Genomic DNA, 19,651 nt, shown 5'->3' with positions numbered 1-19,651 from the left:
ATTGCCTTTAAATCAATATTACTTACCAGCACTAGCATTAATAAATGCTTGGAATAGACCTTCTGGACGTTGTGGACGTGATAAAAATTCTGGATGGTATTGTGCAGCAACAAAGAATTTGTTTTCTGGAATTTCAACAACTTCAACTAAACGGTTGTCTGGAGAAGTACCAGAGAATACTAAACCTTTAGCTGCCAATTCATCGCGATACTTGTTGTTAAATTCATAACGGTGACGGTGACGTTCTTGAATTACATCTTGGTTACCGTATGCAGCAGAAGCAACAGAACCAGCCTTCAACTTGCATGGGTATAGACCTAAACGTTGTGTTCCACCCATATTTTCAACATCTTCTTGATCAGCCATCAAGTCGATAATCTTATTAGCAGCCTTTGGATTTACTTCACCAGTTGTTGCATCTTCAATACCAGCAACATCACGAGCAAATTCAATACATGCCATTTGCATACCTAAGCAAATACCTAAGTAAGGTACATCATTTTCACGAGCATAGCGAATTGCTTGAATCATACCTTCAAGACCTCTATCGCCAAAGCCACCAGGAACAATGACACCATCATAACCTTTCAATTCATCAGCAACATTTTCAGCAGTTAACTTTTCAGAATCGAAGTAATCAATCTTAACGTTAGCACCAATTGTGTATCCAGCATGTTTCAACGCTTCGTTAACAGAAATGTAAGCATCTGGTAATTGAACATACTTACCAACCAAAGCAATCTTAACTTCACCTGAAAGATTCTTAACTTTATCACGTAAAGCAGCCCATTCAGTCATGTCTGCAGCAGGTGTATCTAAGTGTAATTTCTTACATACAATTTCATCCATGTTTTGAGCTTGTAGATTCAATGGAATTGAGTAGAGTGTGTCTACGTCCATAGATTCAATTACTGCTTCTGGTTCAACGTCACAGAAGTTAGCAATCTTATTACGCATGCTTTGAGAAATTGGCTTTTCAGTACGTACGACTAAAATATTTGGTTGAATTCCTAAACCACGTAATTCCTTAACACTATGTTGTGTTGGCTTAGTTTTCATTTCTCCAGCAGCATGTAAGTAAGGTACAAGTGTTGTGTGGATGTAAACTACATTTTCACTACCTACTTCAGACTTCATTTGACGTAAAGCTTCCAAGAATGGTAATGATTCAATATCACCAACAGTACCACCAACTTCTGTAATTACTACATCAGCATCTGTGATTGTACCTGCACGCATGATTTTTTCTTTAATCATGTTAGTGATATGTGGAATAACTTGAACAGTTGCACCTAAGTAATCGCCACGACGTTCTTTCTTCAACACTTCAGAATAAATCTTACCTGTTGTTACGTTAGAATACTTGTTTAAGTTAATATCAATAAAACGTTCATAGTGACCAAGGTCTAAATCCGTTTCTGTACCGTCATCTGTCACGAAAACTTCTCCATGTTGATATGGACTCATTGTCCCTGGATCTACGTTGATATAAGGGTCAAACTTTTGAATTGTAACTTTTAAGCCACGATTCTTCAACAAACGTCCGAGTGATGCAGCTACGATTCCTTTACCTAATGAGGAAACAACACCACCAGTAACAAAAATATACTTGGTCATTATAACTCTCCTTGTGTTAAATTAATTATTTAAGGACTATCACAAAAACAAGAAACTCCCTATTCGCTTATCTTTGAATAGGGAGCCTTATTATCCGTTCTTTACTTCATAACTCATATGAAGTGCCCGTATTGTATTCTACATACTCTTTAGGCACACGTCAAGAATTAAATCTTAATCTTGATTTTCTTCATCAAGATCTGCGTCAGAAAATTCTGTTAATTGACCTTCAATTCCGTCAGCTAATTCATCTTCTGGATCATCGCCATCATCAATATCATCTAAATCTTTAGTATATTGTTTTAATTCATGACTACCTTCATCGTCGTCATCATCTTCATCATCATAATCATTGTCAAGATCTTCATCTTCTGGATCATCGTCATCATAGTCGATAACATCATCATCATCAGAAACATCGGCCAAGAAGGCGTTAACTTTCTTACGTTTCTTACGTGGACGTTCCTCGTCTTCTTCGTCTTCGCCATGAACGAGTGCTTCGTCAATGGAATCATATGGATACCATGAACGTAACCCCCAAACATTGTCCCCTAATGAAATGAAGCTACCATCAATATTCAAATCTGTATAGAATTGTGCTAGACGGTCACGAATCTCTTCATCAGACTTACCAAGATAGACTTGGATTTCGTTAGTTAAATCAGCAAATGCCATTGTTTCGCCACGTTGATGTAAAATCTCATGGGCTACTTCAATCATAGACAATTCATCTTTATTTGCATCTTTGAATTTTTCAAGCTCCAAACTGGTACACGTCCTTTCAAACAGTTTACTCTTCATACTACAATATTAAGCAGTAAATTGCAATCTAATTTTGTATTCCCCAACAATTTTTTCTTGGGAATATAGTAAATAATCTACTTCTACTTTAGCAGAAATTGGCATATCTTTCTTGGAAATATTGACTTTATTAGTCAAAGTTTCAATTGGGATTACCCCATATGGTGTTTTATATGTGGTTGATACTCTCTTTTGACTAGCGAAATATAATCGCATCTTCATCTCGCCTTGTTGACGATTTAATTGAACTTCACCATCATCAGTGATCTTAAAGGTTACTGTTGCATCCTCATGTTGATCATGCTTTTCTTGATAGCGCAAATAAATATTTGATCCCATTTTTACATATTGTCCATTAAAAGTCTCAGTATACTTGGATACTTCACCATCTTGTTTACGAATTGTTTCCACTTTTACAACAATAGGTGTTCCATTCTTTAATTCCATATGATCCTTCCTTCAAAGTTAATTTATATATTTTGTGATTACATTCAAAAAAGACAACTAACACTTCCAAAATAGAAGTTAAATTGCCCTTTATTCTCTATCTTAAACTAATAAATAGTCCAATAATTTAAACAAAATTTCTTTATTTTCCTTAGGTACTCCATGTTTTATTATATCTTCTGGAGTTTGATGTAATGCATTATTTTGTAGTGCATAATTACCGTCATTCAAAGCTACTTCTCGCACAGAATCTTCATCTTGTTCAAAATGAAATTGCAGACCGACTACATTATCTCCCAATATAAAGCCTTGATTTTTAACTGAATCGCTACTAAATAACAATTTAGCTTCTTGTGGTACCTCAAACATTTCCTCATGCCAATGAAATGCAGTAAAGCTGTCAGGTAGTTCTAATTTAATATCACATTGGCGATAAACTCTTGCCCAACCAACTTCCTTGTATGGTGATTTAGTTACTTTATATCCTAAAGTTTTAGCAATTTGTTGTGCTCCATAACAGAACCCAATAATTGGCTTCTTTCTAGCTAACAGTTCTGCAATTATTTTTCTTTCTTGCACAATCCAATCTAAATCATCATTAGGACTCATAGGTCCACCTAAAATTATTAAAAAGTCAATCTCGTTTGCTTGTGGCAAAATCCCAAATTGATAAGGATGATAAACATATAACTCATGCTTATGCAAATGAGCATAATCTCTAATCATGCCTAAACCTTCATTGGGTGTATGCTGCAAAACAGTAATTTTCATGTTTTTCCTTTCTATCGACGGCAAAGTTGGGAGTAGGTTTCGCCTGCAAATACCTATATTTACAAATATATTATAGCTTAGATATTATTTTTTTCAATTTAAATCGCATTAATCTGATTTTAATTAGTATTTTATGCTAGTATTAATATTGAAATCCATTACATTATATTTGGAACCTAGGAGGCAAATTTTTGATTTCCGATTACAAACATCAAATGTTACCTATGGAGAAAGTTCTTCGTGACCCAATCCATAATTATATCTATATTCAACATCAAGTTATTTTAGATTTAATTAACACTAGAGAATTTCAACGTTTACGTCGTATTCGACAATTAGGAGTCGCAAACTATGTATTTCATGGTGCTGAACATTCTCGTTTTACCCATTCTGTCGGTGTTTACGAAATTACTCGCAAAATTTGTGATTTATTTCAACGTAACTACCCTTCAAAAGAAAAAGGTGATGGACTTTGGGATGATGATGAAAGATTAGTCGCCTTATGTGCAGCACTTTTACATGATGTTGGTCATGGCGCTTATTCACATACTTTTGAACATATTTTTCATACCAATCATGAAAAAATGACGACTGAAATTATTACTTCATCTCACTCTGAAGTTAATGCTGTTTTACGCAAAGTAGCTCCTGATTTTCCAGAAAAAGTTGCGAGCGTTATTGAAAAAAGCTACCCTAATCCTCAAGTCGTTCAAATGATTTCTAGTCAAATTGATGCTGATCGAATGGACTATCTTTTAAGAGATTCTTATTTCACTGGCACAAATTATGGAACTTTTGATCTAACTAGAATTTTAAGAGTTATGAAACCATACTCTGATGGAATTAGCTTTGATATGAGTGGTATGCACGCTGTTGAAGATTACATCGTTAGTCGTTTCCAAATGTATCAACAAGTGTATTTCCACCCTGTATCACGCTCAATTGAAGTTATTCTGAGTCACTTATTAAAACGTGCCAAATATCTTTATAAAAATGATAAAACAAATTGTCTCGGTCCAACTAATCTACTCTTTCCATTTTTTGAAGGTGATTTTAGTTTATCAGACTACTTGAAACTTGATGATGGGGTTTTGAACTCATACTTTTCACTTTGGCAAGATAGTGATGATAAAATTTTGAGTGATCTGGCAGATCGATTCTTAAATCGCAAACCTTTCAAATCTGTAAGAGTAAGCGAAGATACTCGTTACTTACTCCCTACTCTTCGAAAATTAGTGGCCGATGCCGGATTTAATAGTGAATATTATACAGCTACCAATGATAGTTTTGACTTGCCTTACGACACTTATTCACCATCGCAAAATAAGCATCGCACTCAAATAGAACTTATGCAAAAAGATGGCTTATTAATTGAACTATCTCAGGTAAGTAACTTAGTGGCTGCTATTTCTGGTAAAGTCTCTGGCGATGAACGTTTCTTCTTTCCAAAAGAAATGAAATCATCTGAACAGCAATTGGAATTATTCGGTCCAATATATTCTGAGTTTCAGAGTTATCTAAAAAATGACACATTAATCAAAAAGTAAAGGACGAAATTAATTATGAGTAAAATCAAACTGATCGCAACTGATATCGATGGAACACTAGTTGATGATGCCAAAAATCTTTCACCTAAGACAATCGACGTTTTAAAAAAAGCAAGAGCTAATGGTATTTATGTTATCTTATGTACTGGACGTCCGCTAAGTGGCGTCGCTAATCTCCTATCTCAATTAGGTTTAGATAATGATGATAATTTTGTGATTACACACAATGGTGCTCAAGCTGTCAGTGCTAAATCTGGCAAGGCTATTTTTAAACATTTATTAGACTTTTCTGATTTCAAACACCTTGAGGCTATTAGTAAGGAACTAAAAGTTAATATGCAAACTATTACTACTGATTCTCAAATGTTTGTTACTTCTCCTGATATTAATTATTATTCTGTTTTAGATACTTTCTATACACATATGCAGCTGAAGTATCGTCCTGTAACAGAAATACCTGAAGATATTGAAATTGCTAAAATTATGTGGGCAGATTATCCAGAAAATATCGATTCAGCTCTCCCAAACTTGCCAAAAGACTTACGTGACAAATTTGATTGTATTCGTAGTGAAAAATGGTTCTTTGAATTTATGAATCCATTAGCAACTAAGGGAAATGCTGTTATTGAATTAGGTAAACATTTAGGTATAAGTGCTGATGAAATCTTAACAGCTGGTGATCAAAATAATGATCTTTCCATGATAGAAAAAGGTGGATTTAGTATTGCGATGGGCAATGCAATCGATACAATTAAAGAAAAAGCTGATTATATCACTGATACAAATAATAACGATGGTCTAGCAAAGGCTATTGAACAATTTGTTTTTGATAATTAGCTATTGACTTGTAGCTAACTTCAACTTGTATAGTAAGAGTAATAATTATTAGGATGTGATTACATGTTACTACTAGCTTTAATTCCTGTTTTTATGGGAAGTGGACTAGCTATTCAAACTGCAATTAATTCCAGACTAGGTAGTGTATCTGGCTCTTCCTTTCTTGCTTCAATGGTTTCATTTGTAGTTGGAGCTATCTTTTTAAATGTCCTGCTCATACTTACAGGTACTTCTCCTTTAGTAAATATGACCACAATTACTAGCAACCCTTGGTGGATTTGGCTAGGTGGTGTTTTAGGAGTAGTTGGACTAACTACTAATATCTTACTTTTTCCTAAATTAGGTAGTGTACAGACTGCTGTATTACCTATCTTTGGTCAAATTGTCATGGGACAAATTATTGATCAATTTGGTTTATTTGAATCTCCAATTTCTAAATTCACTTTTATTAAAATGGTAGGTTTATTATTAGTAGCAGGTGGCATGCTACTAGCAACTGGTGCTTTTATGCCTAAAGATAAAATGGCTAAAAAACAACACTATTTACTACCTTATCAATTATTAGGAATTTTTGCCGGTGTGCTAATGGCTACTCAAACTGCTATAAATGGTCATTTAGGAGTTATTTTAAAATCATCGTTGCATGCTGCGATGATTTCATTTACAGTTGGTGCTGTATTGCTAATAGTTATTGTACTAATCCTTCCTGTACAGATTTCAAATTTAAAGTTAGCTTATCAAGGTTTTAGCAAACAATGGTGGATTTGGATTGGAGGATTTTTAGGTGCCATATACGTTCTAGGCTGTGCTTGGCTAGTTCCACAAATTGGCACCGGTCAAGTAATTGTATTAGTATTATTCGGACAACTTTTCTTCAGTGCAATTATTGATCAATGGGGCCTACTTCATTCCAAAGTTAATCCTATTAATCTAATGCGTATTTTGGGACTTATTACTATGTTTATTGGTGTAGTTGTACTTCATTTTATATAAAGAATATTAAAAGACTGATAATCTATTCTAGTTTTGTAGATTATCAGTCTTTTGTTATTAGCTATGATTTAAAATTTATAATTTATATCATCGTATTTAGCATCACTTTGTTGGTTGGCTAAATCTTCGCTTGGATAATAAACATAATCTGTAAGATCATTTGCCCCAAAACCGTAGAGAACAAGTGGTACTTTTTGTCCGTTAATTTCTTCTTCATGTGTAAAGAAATGTTCACCACCGCCTTGAAGTTGATACCAGCCTCTCATGCTGATACCATTAGCGCCTATATTACCAGCACTTCTCCATTCTTCCTTACTTTGACGTTCAGATTCACTGACATCAGAAGGCGTATCTTTAGTTCTTTTATATAAAACAGCATGGTTTGTTTCGCCATCTGCACTAATAAGTGTAATTTCATGTTCAGAAATCACTAATTTTTTCATTCCATCTTCGCCTTTAGAATACCATGTTCCTCTCATCGCTTCTGGCGTAGTTACGTATCCTCCACGATCTTCCCCTAGATCTTCAGAACTTTGAGTACTGCTACTTGACGATACTTCAGATGACAAACCAGTTGATGAACTTTCTTTTTCACTTGATGATTCTTTCTTCTTTTCAGAATGTTTCTTCTTACTTGAAGAATTTTTTACTAATTCTGCTTTAGAACTAGCACTTGATTTGTGTTCACTAGAATTTGAACTACAACCGGTTAAAATTAATAAAGTACTTAAAGCTGCTAAAATAACCCATATAGTCTTTTTCATTATCTTTCTCATCCTTTTTATTGATAATATAGATCTTCGTATTTAGTATCACCTTGCTGATTTGCCAAGTCCTCACTTGGATAATAAACAGCATATGTCCAAGCTTCTGCTCCGCCACCTTCAACAATTATTGGAACTCTACTACCGTCTATTTCTTCTGTATGTGCTGCATAATATGCACCCGCACCGGCACTTTGGTACCATCCTAAAATATTAATATATTGCAATCCACGTATATTTGCATAGCGCGCATCCCCCCACTCTCTTTTAGCATCAATTTCTTTCTCGCTTACTTGAGTTGGGGTTGGGATTGTTTTCTTGTATAGAATTGTCCGTCCACTTTGTCCATTTGAATCAGTATAAGCAATTTCACGTTCAGAAATAACTAATTTAGTCGTTCCACTTTCACCTTTAGAGTACCATGTTCCTCTCATTGCCTCTGGCGTAGTCACATATCCCCCACGTCCTTCGCCTAAATCTTCTGTTGCTTTAGTCAAACTCGAACTTTTTGCACTACTACTTGATGATACTTTTGGCTTTTCAACATGAGTAGCTTTACCATCAAAGATGTTCACGAAATTTTCTTTAAGTGATTTATTCTTAGTTTCACTCCAATTATTACCACTATCTTCATTTACTAAAACGATAGGTTCCCCATCAGCTAAAGTAAATGCGTAAGTTATACTAGAACTTGAAGAGTTATTGTAGTTATAGATAGCTACAACATTATAGTCATTTTTACCTGTTCCTTTTTTGTTCCATGCCATTGAAACATCATGTCCATCTACCGTAGCACTATCAAAATCTTGAGGATAGCTCATTCCTGAAGCAGTTTGGATATTATTAGTTCCATCATACTTCGTATAGGTTTGATCCATAGCCTCTCCCCACTGTTTCATAAAATCTTCTAATCGACTATCTTTATCATTATTCCATAAAACACCTGATTTCTTCTTAGTTACACTTTTTTGTTTTTCTTTACTTGATGATTGTTTAACTACTTTAACCTTAGAAGTTACATTTGACTTCTTACTAGAATTAGAGCCACAACCGGTCAATATGAGTAACGAACTTAATATGACTGAACTAATGATAGTGAGTTTTTTCATAAGCAATCTATCCTTTTCTATAGTATCTACCTATATTATATCAAAGCTAACTATCACTCAGTCTCTAATTTTTTAATATCAACAATCTGCCACAATAGTTTATTTTTCTTTTGCTTAATCTTTTGGGTTATTCTTACTTTGTCATCTTGATTCAAATCATATTCTTCAACCATCCATGCAGGAATACGTTTATTTTCATAATCTGTCACAATGAGATCTCTATTATCCCAAGGATCCAAACCTTTTTTATAAACACCCTCATAATTTTGGATAAACTTCGCTTTAAATGTATAATCTGTGGTTTCTTCTATATCGCCCACCAATTCAAAGCGTGGCTTCATTCCAGCTTTTTTCACTTTTTTAGGTACCAACCTAGCAAAATAACATTCATATAAGTTTATTTTTTTCAACAATTCTTCGTCAATAATAATTCCTTCAACTTTTTCGCCATTTTTGTCTAAAACAACAATATCAATGAATTTCTTTCCATCAGAGCCAATGACATAAAAGTTACGTTTTTCTATTTTTTCATTAAATTTCTGCTCAATCATCTTAGTAAATTTACGATAAAATTTTTTGTTACTTTCAGGCAATTGAGTTTCTACATACCAAGGAAGATTTTCAAACTTAGCCTTATATTCTTTGTCCTTAATCTTAGATAATTCAAACTTAATTGGACCATAGTATTCTGAATTTTTAGCTGCGATTAAATATTCTATGACTTCTTTTCTAACTTCGTCGCTATCGCCTTTAGTTCTTAAAAATTCAAATAAAGCTGCTATTCTAAGCTCACTATCATCTTTTACAAAATCTGCATAAGCTTTCCAGAGCCAACTATTACCTCTATCAGTTACCAAGAATTTATCGAATGCTTTATCAGCTTCTTCATCAAAGTCATGATCCAATAAAATCTTGCAATAATAGTATCCAATCCATTTATTTTCCTTATAATTTTTAAAAATTATATCTTCTAACTTATCAACAATCTCCTGCACTTGTTGGTGAGTCAAGAAACTATTTTTTTCTTTAGCTAATTTCAAGAATATCCTTAAAAACTCTCCAACAGCTTTATTACTAATAATAACTTTCTTCACCTCAGAAAGTTTCTCTAGCCACAAATCCAAGCTCGCTAAAATATCCGAATTTGTTCTTGATACTGCTGCATAATAACTACTCAATAATTTTGAAAAGTCACTTGGATAAGGGTGAGAGGGATTATCAGGATTCTCTACTTCTTTAAAGTTCTCAACTACAAATGACTCATCATTCGATAGTACCCAAGTCATTAATCTAAGGTATTCTTTAGGGTTGCTGATATTAAACTTAGTAATTACTAAAGCCTTGTTAAATTCTGTGACTTTATTTTCAAAGATTGTTACTGGCAATTCAGCTATCAATGTATCTGTTAAATTCTCTAATTCCTTAGGAGTAGTTTTATACACGAGATAGATTATATTCTCACCAATACTTTCACGTACCAAGTCATCGTTATATGATAACTGTTCCTTTTTCTTCAAAAATCTACCATATTCTTGAATTAAATGTTTTTTATCTTGCACATATTCCACATATCCATAAACTCGAATAAAATCATTAATCAAGTTCTTGCCATAATGTCCTCTATATTCGCGTAATCTTTTCGTCTTTTCCAAAGCAAAGATTTCAAGCACTACCTTTAAGTATCTTTCTACACTATCTGCTCTATTACATAGCGATTTTGCATAGCCTTGCATAATCTGGATAAATTTACTAGCATATTCTTTGTCTTTCATCACATTTTTAGTAGGAGCCAAATAATCATCAGGTATTTTGCTAAAATCTAATACTTTTTCTACTAGATAAATATATCCATTTTCTCTTTTAGTAATCTCAGCTTTATTATTACCCAATTGATAGTATTTAATCTGTGATAAGACTAGAATCAACTCAAATGGTGTTCCAGAAAAATGTTCTCTATCTATTTCTCTAACAACCAACTTGCAGCATCTATCAATTGCTGCATAATCTTTTGATTTATATTTTTCCCAAATAATAGCTGTTATCATTATGCCTAATACTTTACTCATATAAACATAACTATCTTTATATTTTGAATAGAAATTTAAAATTTCATTCACAATAATTTGAATGTCAGAATGTAGGAAGCTCTTGTTTTTTATATAACAATTTATTAAATCGCCTAAAAAGCCACTTATCCCTACCATTTGATTTTTTCCAGAATAATAGTTATCGGTACTTGTTAATTCGCTATCCCAATCAGCTAGATTAAATTCTTGATTTACAAAAAATGTAAATGAGGTTGTTACTAGCTCATGTAATTCATCCCATTTTTCTTGCTTACTAAGTTCCCAAGCTTTTCTCATTATTTGTGCTTGCGTGAGTTTTATATACAATGAGAAATATCCAATTTCATAATCATTAGAGAATATAGTCTTTTGAATCTCGTAGTTTTCTTGAACAATTCTCATGTATTTCGTAAATTCACTATCAGTTTTTAGAAAATCATACAATACCCATACTGCAGATACAGTTACATCTATGTTATTTTGCTGTGCTAATTTACATACATGATAAGCTTCTGCTAGTCTACCATCTTTTCTTAAAAAACTAATCTCATTATTTAATCCATCAACATCGCGAACTGCTATCATTTTTTCAACATCATTCATTGTCCGCACTTCCTCTAAAATTTGGATTTATCTTCTTAAATTCTGCTCCAATCAACTCTAATTTATCAGCTATTTCTAGCTTGCTACGAAGTGTTGCTTTAGTCCAAAATTTTCGACTATTATAATATGCTTGCATGACATAGTTGTTATTTTCAATATCACTTAGATAAATCAAAACAAAATATTGTTTTTCAAAATTTCTATCATCGACATTAGTAACAACTAAACCATTATTTTCAGAAATTTCTTCCACCTTATCTACTAAGCGAGCAATCTTTTCATCATTAAATTGATACTCTTCAATCCTAGTTGCCGTTTCTCTTTCTTTTTCAAGATTCTTCTTTTTGCCAATAAATTCATTTGAGATATCAAAGTTACCAAATAAACTGGTTGCGTTAAATACTAATACATTTTTTATCGCTCTTGATAAAGCTGTATAAGTCCAACGTAAACTAGATTCATCTAATCCATTTCTGTCAGTAAAATCTACATATACATCGTTCCATTCATTTCCTTGAACTTTGTGACCAGTCATCGCATAAGCATATTTCACTTGAATACTATTATAAAATTTATCCTGATAAATCTTGTCTAATAGTTGATATCTTTCACATTCATTTTTAGGATCACAAATCGGATGTTTTTTCAAAAGTTCTCTTATCCTATCCTTATCTGATACAGATAATCCACTTTCTCCAACATTTGCTAATTTCTTTATGGCTGTTTCCCAGTATTCATTATTACTTTTAATATGACGACGATGTTCTTCTGGAGTTTCTGTAATTCCTATACGTTCTTCAGCATCGTAAAATAGTGCTGTCCTCTCATCTGATGAAAGTTGAGAGTCATCTGAATTTAGAACATTTTCTAATAAGTAGCTCACATACTCTTTTCCTGTTCGTTCTAAACGATACTTAACCTTTACATAAGACAAAGTTACATCTTGGTTATTAACTCTTACATTACTTGACTTTCGATCATAGGTTGCGATTATTTCAGCAATATCTCCAGTGAAAAAGTCCTCATTGAACTCATTACTTGCAGCATCCATTACAAGTAAATCATATTGATTTTTAGAAAATACTACTAAATCACCACTACTAATTAGCGCATCTTCCATATTTTGAAGTTTTCTACGAATCAATTTATTATATTCTTGAGCTGCTCTAGTTGAATAAGTTACTACTACCTTATTTCTCTTATTGTCACGATTAAATTGCCCGGCAATCTTTTGTTTCTTTTCTTCCTTGCTCCAATCAGCCTCATCAATATTTCTAACATTACCAGTATTTTTAAATTCATAAGGTATTATTTTTTGATGATTTTCTACACTAGTAATCAATTCGGCATATTTATCTATACCTCTAGCTAGTTCCCCATGCATACGATATTGGGTTTTCAATTCGTATTTCATAGTATTTAAGCCTAATTCTTCAAAATAAGTTTGCTTTAAAGCTTTAGCACTAGTATCTCTAATTGGTAATAATCGATATTCATCGCCAATAAATATTATTTTGACATTACCTTTTTCAAAAATCTGAGTAGAAGTCAACAAGTCCGTTAATAATTTTCCAGAACCAAAATGCAAATTTCCCCTATTGTTTTCTTCATCAGAAATGTAAGAAGCATCGTCTATAATAAAAACATTCTTATCTTCTTGTTTATTCAATTTGAAATCAAATATCAAATTATCCCCATCATCAATATTTTTTGTTGCTCTTCGATAGATTTTACGATAGATCGTTTGACAATCTTGTTCTGGAATTTGAGGAAAGTTTTGTTTGATTAGACCTACAGATTGACCTGTAGGAGATAAGATCTGTGCTTGATAATATTCAGATTCATTATTCTTATTTACTAATTCATAAATTTTTCCAGCTAAAGTCGACTTTCCACTACCAGCTCGCCCAGATACTATTAATACCTGCGTATTACTCTTTAAAAAATTCTCTACTACTTGCAACGCTTCTTTTTCAAATTTCTCGTTATCCATAGTTTCACTCATTTCTCTTTACGATTTCCTCAGCACTTTTTATTTGCTGATTTATCCATTCTTTAAATGATATCTCATCTTTTGAATCTTCATCATCTTGCTTTTCTTCTCTATTAACAACTTTTTCAGCTAAACTTATTTGCTTTTCTATCCACTCGTCAAATGTTAATTCAGGCTCATCTGAAATTCTAGGCTTCTTTAAGTTGTGAACTGTTCTTTCTTCACTCGTAACTTTTAACTCTATATCTCGTACATTTTTTCCTTTTTGTACCCAAGATACTTTACCATTACTTGCAATAGTTAAAACATCAATGATTCCACCCACTGTTTGATTATTGTCAAAAAAGTTACGCCTAATCATAGTAGCTAAAACTAATTGTTTAGCAAAATTAGCCACCTTACCTAAGGTTAAACCATTAATGTATGCTCGATAAAATTTGTTATAGTAATCATCAACTGTTCTTTGAAATGCTTTTGTTATTTCAATAGCATCCGCACCTTGATATTTCATATACAACTTATCATAAAAGGCATCGCTAACTTTTCTATCTACCCCTAACAATAAAGCATCGGCACCATCACTTTGGGCAAATTTATATAAATTACTATAATTAGGAGAACTTGATATTTCCTTTATTGAGAAAATTTTACTATCTAAAACACCATATAATTCACTATTCCATAATGAACAATAATTTTCTTTCTTGCCTTTTCCTGCTAATACAATTCCTGTCGTATAAAAATTGGATACAGTTTGACTAACTAGCATATAATACGCATACTCTAGTTCTTCAGTCGTATACTTATTATCTTCACTAATCAAAAACTGACTCATTCGATCTTGATTCATGAATTTCTGAAACTCTTGAAAAGTATAGGGTATTTTTTCTTCTTGAATTTCTTTTTTTACTTCAATCAGATTTCCTAACAAGTCTTGAGTTTTGTAAGTGCTATGTAAATTGTTCAATATATCTTCTAGTTCCTGCTTAATATATTGCTTATATTCTCTGTTTGCTGATTTAATCAAATATTCTTTAAATAGCTGGACATATTCTGTAAATTTATCTAATGTCTCTTCACCTAAGTATTGGTTAAACCCTTCAACAATTGATTGTATTTTTTGACCATTGATTGTAGCATTTCCATAAAACATAATAGCTACACTATGCTTCGATGATAGCTTAAAGATTTTTTGACCAGTTATATAATATTTTCGGGAGCTATAGTCTTGCATTGTTAGACTACTATCAGCAGCCAGAACTACTCCATAACCATTTGTTATTCCTAATTCCGCAGTCATAGTCTAACCCCCTATTTGCCAATTAACGCTATCCCTTAGAACTTCATTAAACAATCTATTTCTAGGAAATTGTGGATGCTTAGCACAATAACTCAATTGCTTTTCTATCAATTTTTGAGCATAATTTCTTGCCCAACGTGCATTAGATTTTTTATCATCTGGAATTTGATCATACAGATTAATCGCTACTGCTTTTACATATTTTTCATTAAACTCTATTTTGTTCTTCTTTAAAATGTTAACCACTATTTGAGCTACAACCTGGGGCTTATATGATTCAAAAATTATTTTATGTTGGAATCTGGAAGCCAATCCTGGATCAAATTTCAAAAATTCTTCCATTTCTTTAGTATATCCTGCAATAATTGCTATAAACTTTTCTCCGTCATTTTCTAGTCGAGGTACAAAAGCCTGAATAACTTGTTTTCCTTTGTCATAAGGATCCTCTTTATTATAAAGTTGATGAGCTTCATCAATGAAAAGTACTCCACCTAAAGCAGAATCTACTTTTTCATTGATTTTTCCACTTAAATCACCAACCCATTTACCTTCTAATTCATTACGTTTAGTTTCAATTACAGTTGTATTTTCTAAAATACCTAGTGCATAGAATAAACGTGCAACTATTCTAGCAACCGTCGTTTTACCAGTTCCAGGTGGTCCTTCAAAAATCATATGATGTCTTCTGGATAATTCCATATTTCCAATATTTGCCTGTGAAACTTCCACTGCCTCACAAATCTCATGAATTTGTTGCTTCACATTATCCAATCCTTGTAGACTATCTAATTCATCCAAGATTTGCTTAACTAGCTTAGGATTATATACACTTGTGGCATCCAAAATCGATTTTTTGTCAATTACATTCGACATTCTACTGTTTTTAGCAAAACTATTTAATATCTTTTTATTAAAACGTTCAACAACAAGCTTGGTCAAATGCTTGCTTTTTTGTACATATGACTTTAATACATTTCCATATAAAATATCATCTTCTAAACTTAGGCCTTGATTATATAGGAGACTCTTGCCATAATTGATAGCTTCTTCAATTGTCAAATCTCTAATTACGAAATAATTAGTAAGATTGTTTTTCACTTCTTCTAAAGAATTTATATAGCTAATATTTTCTTCCGTATCTTCTAACAAGATTATTTTTTGACTATCAGATTTTTCAAGTATTCCCATTACATAGTTTTTATAATCGATCTTATATCCACGTCTATCTTCAGGTAAATCTCCACCAAAGGCAGACTTAGCATCTTGAATTATTATAAATGCATTATTTTCTACACTTTCCAGATATTCATACTGATCAGGAATAATATAAGTTTTATCACCAAAACTAGGGTTGAGTACCTTAATGAGTTTATATAAGATGTCTAAAAAGACTTCTGATTGTTCTTTTCCATTAGAAACTAAACAAATATTTATATCTATACTTTGAGAAACACTACTATTGCTAAACTTATGAATTACCTTATTTAAATAATCAATAACTTCATCTCTCAAATTATTATCGGAATATTCATTATTAAAAGCCTCTATATATTTTGTCGTATATGGGTATATACTGCAGAATATTCTTTGTTTTTCCGTCATTTTTTCCATTAATTGTTCACCCCTAACTCTTTTTCTATTACTATCGGTTCATCTAATAAAGAAAATTTTACTAGCTTTACTTTATTTGCTTGTAAATCTTCCCCTACCTGTGCTATTTCTAGCTGGCGATGTATCCCATATACATTGAATAAAAAATCACTGATATCATCTAAACTCTTATTTCTTAAAATTTCTTGTGAGATATTATATTCATTTTGAGCAATTTCAGATAATGAACTTGTGGCTTGTAATAGATTAGGATTATTTCTATTATTCAAATTCCAGTAAAAATCATCCATAAAAGTTTGAGAAATGCCACCAATCATAATTTCAGTTGCTTCAGATTTTTCAAGATTGATAATACCCTTACCTATCTGTTGAACACTAACTAATAATTTATTATTTTCTGTTACTCCATATAATCTATAACTTGTTGCACTAATACTGGTTTCGTCATTGCCCACACCTACAAGACAAATTCCCATATAATCCTGCAAATTCTTTCTAGGATATAAATAGGCGTCCTTAACAATTTCTACTAATTTATTAAAACTTTCCTGATTAATGGAGATTTGATTTTGATTTAAAAAGTTAATTAGTTCATTAATCAAAATTGGAGTAGTTTCTTCATTTACTTGTTTATCAATTGATAACGTGCCATATACTCGGTTAATATTTTCTACCAAACTTTGTATTCCGCCATTTAAGGTTAGGTTATTTAAAGCTGTCCAGATTATTCTTTGAATATAGATATCTTTTCTATAGTTATCTTTTAAACTTCTTAGATATTCTTCAAATCTAAGTGTACATTCTTTAAACGTGGCTATTGGTTGGTTAACTCTCATCTGAAATCCTTTTATCAGACTGTCCCAAACTAATCCATCTAATTCATATTTTCCAAAAGAAACTAAGTATATTTTGGCTTCTTTGTTTAATTGAATTATTTTATGTTCAGCTTTATTTCGTTTAGTATCAATATTATCAACTATAATAACTGCCCCTTCATCTTTAGTAACAATTGTTGAATACGCCATAATTATCACATCCTGTCCATATAAAAAAGCATAAAACTAGATAAGAAAACCCCATCTAATTTTATGCTTTACTTATTATTCGATTTTCTTATCAGATAACTTAGAGTAAACTCTTCATTTTTATATAATTTCAGCATCTTATTAATGCTGATTAACTGTACTAACCTAGTTCAAATTCTACTCTTGATAAGAAAATTTTGTCAATATTTCCAGAGAATTTTATGTCCGTTTGACTTTCTTCCCCATCATATAAGTTGTTATCCAAATGACTAAGATTATTGAAATCGATGAGAATAAAACTTCCATTGATTCTGCTACAAATATTTTGGAATTTAAGTAATATCCAAATGTCGCATCTAATTTATATAGCAAGATGAACAATGCTAAATCTCCACCAAACATTCCAAAAAATAAAGTATTAAATGTCATACCCATAATTTGTAATCCTATATTTCGTCCACTTGTGTATAAAGCCGGCAACGTTATGTCTGGTTGTTGTTCAATTATTTCATCTAAACCACTTGCAATAGCAATCGCAGCTTCTGCAATTGCTCCTAAAGTACTCAAGATCATAGTTGAAATTACGATACTTTCAAAATTTACTCCGATTAATAAATTAAAAGCTTCTATTTCTTCAGATTGTTCCGGACTAAAGCCTTGAATTCCAACTAGTTTAATGAAAGGAACCATAACTACAACAACTATCGCTAATGAAATCAAAGTAGCTTCAAAAGCAATATTAGTGGTTTTTTCATCGCTATTTCCCATATAAATAGTAACAGCTAAAATCGCTATTCCCGCAAAAATAGTTGTCCATAAAGCTGGTACCCCAATTGAAATAAAAATTACCGTCAAAAACAAAAGTATGAAGTTTAGCGCTACACTTGAAAAAGAAGACAAACCTCTTTTTCCACCAACTATCCACATTAGTATAAATAAAATTATTGTTAGTAGTGTGATTGTACTCATTTGTTATCACCACCCAATACTAATGAACTCAGTAAACTAGCTGAAGGAATAACTAACGTAATCCCTATTCCACTAATTAAACTTTGAATAATTCCCAATGACATTGTCCATTCAAATGTATATGCAATTGAATTTCCAGTCCTGAAGAATAAGACTGCCATTGTTACTGTTTCAGCAAAAAAGATTAATAACAAAACATTTACCAAAGGTCCCATTATTGATTTTCCAACATTTTGTCCTGAAATAAATAATTGTTTTCTAGAAATTTCAGGTTGAGTACGTTTCATTTCAAACAATGTTGATACAATATCCGTTGCTGCATCCATAACAGCTCCTAGTAATCCAATTACAGTCGCTGCTAAAAATAATTGTTTTGGTGACTGAGTAGCAAAGTCTAGAGCCTCATAATGAACTCCTTTATCGTTAGTCACTTGCATCGCCACAACTCCAATTATCATCGCTAAAGTTGTTCCGATAAATATTGAACTAAATGTTACTAGACATTGCCAATTAAAACCAATTACTAACACCAAAGATAAAGCCAGAAAAATTACCGCAACTGTTGCGAATATCCAGAAGAAATTATTAATATTCCATTTAACATCTAGTTGTACACATAGCAAGAAAATTATGAAATTCAAAATGACACTAATTAACGAAGTAAATCCTCTAATTTGTGTGACTAAGAATAGTAACACTACTACCGCCCAACACAGCATTATTAAATAAACATCTCGTTTATAATTATTTATCATTGCCATTACTTTGCCATTTGAATTCTCAAACTTCACAAAAACTTTTTGCCCTCGATAAAATCTTTGATCATACCCTCCTGATTTAGAAAAAGTATTTTTAGCAGTTAATACTTCTCCTTTTCTATGACCGTTGAGAACTTTTACTTTTAAAGTTTGTTCCGTCGTCATATCCTTATTTTTATATGTATCTTCTGTTTTAGTTGCCTTTGAATTTGTTACACTCACAATTTGAGCGACTGGATCTTTATATAAAAAAGCATCATTATCAACTAAAAAATAGATAAGAATACCACTTAAAATTATTAATAGCCATTCTATTAAATATTTTTTCTTTACTCTCATCAACTCTACACCTCTCAATCTTTACTAACGTACCACTTTTTATTTCTCAGAAAAAGAATCTGAATTAAACTTTACTAAGTCTTTGAATTTGCTACAATTAG

General features: G+C 32.0%; 16 protein-coding genes. 3 read left to right on the top strand and 13 right to left on the bottom strand.

From position 1 onward, the window contains the following. Positions 1–18 precede the first annotated feature (18 nt). The 4 genes from NOU10_RS07830 to NOU10_RS07815 all read right to left on the bottom strand — a co-directional run bounded on the left by NOU10_RS07830 (position 19) and on the right by NOU10_RS07815 (position 3,636). The gene (locus NOU10_RS07830; RefSeq protein ID WP_003708373.1) at positions 19–1,617 is read right to left on the bottom strand and encodes a CTP synthase; all 1,599 of its coding nucleotides are present in this window, start codon (positions 1,615–1,617) and stop codon (positions 19–21) included. Between the two features lie 174 nt (positions 1,618–1,791). Then, complete coding sequence (rpoE, locus tag NOU10_RS07825) at positions 1,792–2,382, bottom strand: DNA-directed RNA polymerase subunit delta (RefSeq protein ID WP_011475701.1); 591 nt, start codon at positions 2,380–2,382, stop codon at positions 1,792–1,794. A gap of 45 nt (positions 2,383–2,427) precedes the next feature. Further along, positions 2,428–2,865: a DUF1934 domain-containing protein gene (locus tag NOU10_RS07820; protein WP_003708376.1), complete on the bottom strand. Its 438-nt coding sequence runs from the start codon at positions 2,863–2,865 to the stop codon at positions 2,428–2,430. Between the two features lie 102 nt (positions 2,866–2,967). Further along, positions 2,968–3,636 (bottom strand): type 1 glutamine amidotransferase, encoded by a 669-nt coding sequence (locus NOU10_RS07815; RefSeq protein ID WP_255906507.1) that lies wholly within the window; start codon positions 3,634–3,636, stop codon positions 2,968–2,970. Between the two features lie 215 nt (positions 3,637–3,851). On the opposite strand from NOU10_RS07815, the gene NOU10_RS07810 reads away from it, so the two are divergent. The 3 genes from NOU10_RS07810 (at position 3,852) to NOU10_RS07800 (ending at position 7,013) form a co-directional block, all read left to right on the top strand. Beyond that, complete coding sequence (locus NOU10_RS07810; RefSeq protein ID WP_305119825.1) at positions 3,852–5,183, top strand: HD domain-containing protein; 1,332 nt, start codon at positions 3,852–3,854, stop codon at positions 5,181–5,183. A gap of 15 nt (positions 5,184–5,198) precedes the next feature. Next, positions 5,199–6,020: a Cof-type HAD-IIB family hydrolase gene (locus NOU10_RS07805; protein ID WP_255906505.1), complete on the top strand. Its 822-nt coding sequence runs from the start codon at positions 5,199–5,201 to the stop codon at positions 6,018–6,020. A gap of 63 nt (positions 6,021–6,083) precedes the next feature. Next, a complete protein-coding gene (locus tag NOU10_RS07800; RefSeq protein WP_255906504.1) occupies positions 6,084–7,013 on the top strand; it encodes a DMT family transporter in 930 nt (309 codons plus the stop codon). A 68-nt stretch (positions 7,014–7,081) separates the two neighbouring features. Here the strand turns inward: NOU10_RS07800 and NOU10_RS07795 are convergent, their stop codons facing one another. The 9 genes from NOU10_RS07795 to NOU10_RS07755 all read right to left on the bottom strand — a co-directional run bounded on the left by NOU10_RS07795 (position 7,082) and on the right by NOU10_RS07755 (position 19,550). Further along, complete coding sequence (locus NOU10_RS07795) at positions 7,082–7,777, bottom strand: hypothetical protein (RefSeq protein ID WP_255906503.1); 696 nt, start codon at positions 7,775–7,777, stop codon at positions 7,082–7,084. Positions 7,778–7,794: 17 nt separating this feature from the next. Next, on the bottom strand, positions 7,795–8,886 hold the full coding sequence (locus NOU10_RS07790) for a DUF4767 domain-containing protein (RefSeq protein WP_255906502.1): 1,092 nt from the start codon (positions 8,884–8,886) through the stop codon (positions 7,795–7,797). Positions 8,887–8,939: 53 nt separating this feature from the next. Then, positions 8,940–11,555: a hypothetical protein gene (locus NOU10_RS07785; RefSeq protein ID WP_255906501.1), complete on the bottom strand. Its 2,616-nt coding sequence runs from the start codon at positions 11,553–11,555 to the stop codon at positions 8,940–8,942. After that, a complete protein-coding gene (locus NOU10_RS07780; protein ID WP_255906500.1) occupies positions 11,548–13,548 on the bottom strand; it encodes an ATP-dependent helicase in 2,001 nt (666 codons plus the stop codon). The genes NOU10_RS07785 and NOU10_RS07780 overlap by 8 nt, the downstream gene beginning before the upstream one ends. Before the next feature lie 4 nt (positions 13,549–13,552). Continuing rightward, positions 13,553–14,848, bottom strand: a complete 1,296-nt coding sequence (locus tag NOU10_RS07775) for a hypothetical protein (RefSeq protein ID WP_255906499.1) — start codon at positions 14,846–14,848, stop codon at positions 13,553–13,555. 3 nt (positions 14,849–14,851) lie between these two features. Continuing rightward, the gene (locus NOU10_RS07770; protein WP_069468661.1) at positions 14,852–16,459 is read right to left on the bottom strand and encodes an AAA family ATPase; all 1,608 of its coding nucleotides are present in this window, start codon (positions 16,457–16,459) and stop codon (positions 14,852–14,854) included. Further along, positions 16,459–17,484: a hypothetical protein gene (locus NOU10_RS07765; protein ID WP_255906498.1), complete on the bottom strand. Its 1,026-nt coding sequence runs from the start codon at positions 17,482–17,484 to the stop codon at positions 16,459–16,461. The genes NOU10_RS07770 and NOU10_RS07765 overlap by 1 nt, the downstream gene beginning before the upstream one ends. A 219-nt stretch (positions 17,485–17,703) precedes the next feature. Beyond that, positions 17,704–18,453 (bottom strand): YibE/F family protein, encoded by a 750-nt coding sequence (locus NOU10_RS07760; RefSeq protein ID WP_223688920.1) that lies wholly within the window; start codon positions 18,451–18,453, stop codon positions 17,704–17,706. Further along, complete coding sequence (locus tag NOU10_RS07755; RefSeq protein ID WP_255906497.1) at positions 18,450–19,550, bottom strand: YibE/F family protein; 1,101 nt, start codon at positions 19,548–19,550, stop codon at positions 18,450–18,452. The genes NOU10_RS07760 and NOU10_RS07755 overlap by 4 nt, the downstream gene beginning before the upstream one ends. Positions 19,551–19,651: the final 101 nt, after the last annotated feature.

It is taken from the genome of Ligilactobacillus sp. MP3 (assembly GCF_024436335.1).
Classification (GTDB): Bacteria; Bacillota; Bacilli; order Lactobacillales; family Lactobacillaceae; genus Ligilactobacillus; species Ligilactobacillus salivarius.
This window is presented reverse-complemented; position numbering and strand designations above follow the sequence as displayed.

What these genes read in the sequence shown, in the direction of transcription:
- NOU10_RS07830 (WP_003708373.1), bottom strand. Translation starts at nt 1,617, where the DNA reads ATGACCAAGTATATTTTTGTTACTGGTGGTGTTGTTTCCTCATTAGGT.
- NOU10_RS07820 (WP_003708376.1), bottom strand. Translation starts at nt 2,865, where the DNA reads ATGGAATTAAAGAATGGAACACCTATTGTTGTAAAAGTGGAAACAATT.
- NOU10_RS07815 (WP_255906507.1), bottom strand. Translation starts at nt 3,636, where the DNA reads ATGAAAATTACTGTTTTGCAGCATACACCCAATGAAGGTTTAGGCATG.
- NOU10_RS07810 (WP_305119825.1), top strand. Translation starts at nt 3,852, where the DNA reads ATGTTACCTATGGAGAAAGTTCTTCGTGACCCAATCCATAATTATATC.
- NOU10_RS07805 (WP_255906505.1), top strand. Translation starts at nt 5,199, where the DNA reads ATGAGTAAAATCAAACTGATCGCAACTGATATCGATGGAACACTAGTT.
- NOU10_RS07800 (WP_255906504.1), top strand. Translation starts at nt 6,084, where the DNA reads ATGTTACTACTAGCTTTAATTCCTGTTTTTATGGGAAGTGGACTAGCT.
- NOU10_RS07795 (WP_255906503.1), bottom strand. Translation starts at nt 7,777, where the DNA reads ATGAAAAAGACTATATGGGTTATTTTAGCAGCTTTAAGTACTTTATTA.
- NOU10_RS07790 (WP_255906502.1), bottom strand. Translation starts at nt 8,886, where the DNA reads ATGAAAAAACTCACTATCATTAGTTCAGTCATATTAAGTTCGTTACTC.
- NOU10_RS07785 (WP_255906501.1), bottom strand. Translation starts at nt 11,555, where the DNA reads ATGAATGATGTTGAAAAAATGATAGCAGTTCGCGATGTTGATGGATTA.
- NOU10_RS07780 (WP_255906500.1), bottom strand. Translation starts at nt 13,548, where the DNA reads ATGGATAACGAGAAATTTGAAAAAGAAGCGTTGCAAGTAGTAGAGAAT.
- NOU10_RS07775 (WP_255906499.1), bottom strand. Translation starts at nt 14,848, where the DNA reads ATGACTGCGGAATTAGGAATAACAAATGGTTATGGAGTAGTTCTGGCT.
- NOU10_RS07770 (WP_069468661.1), bottom strand. Translation starts at nt 16,459, where the DNA reads ATGGAAAAAATGACGGAAAAACAAAGAATATTCTGCAGTATATACCCA.
- NOU10_RS07765 (WP_255906498.1), bottom strand. Translation starts at nt 17,484, where the DNA reads ATGGCGTATTCAACAATTGTTACTAAAGATGAAGGGGCAGTTATTATA.
- NOU10_RS07760 (WP_223688920.1), bottom strand. Translation starts at nt 18,453, where the DNA reads ATGAGTACAATCACACTACTAACAATAATTTTATTTATACTAATGTGG.
- NOU10_RS07755 (WP_255906497.1), bottom strand. Translation starts at nt 19,550, where the DNA reads ATGAGAGTAAAGAAAAAATATTTAATAGAATGGCTATTAATAATTTTA.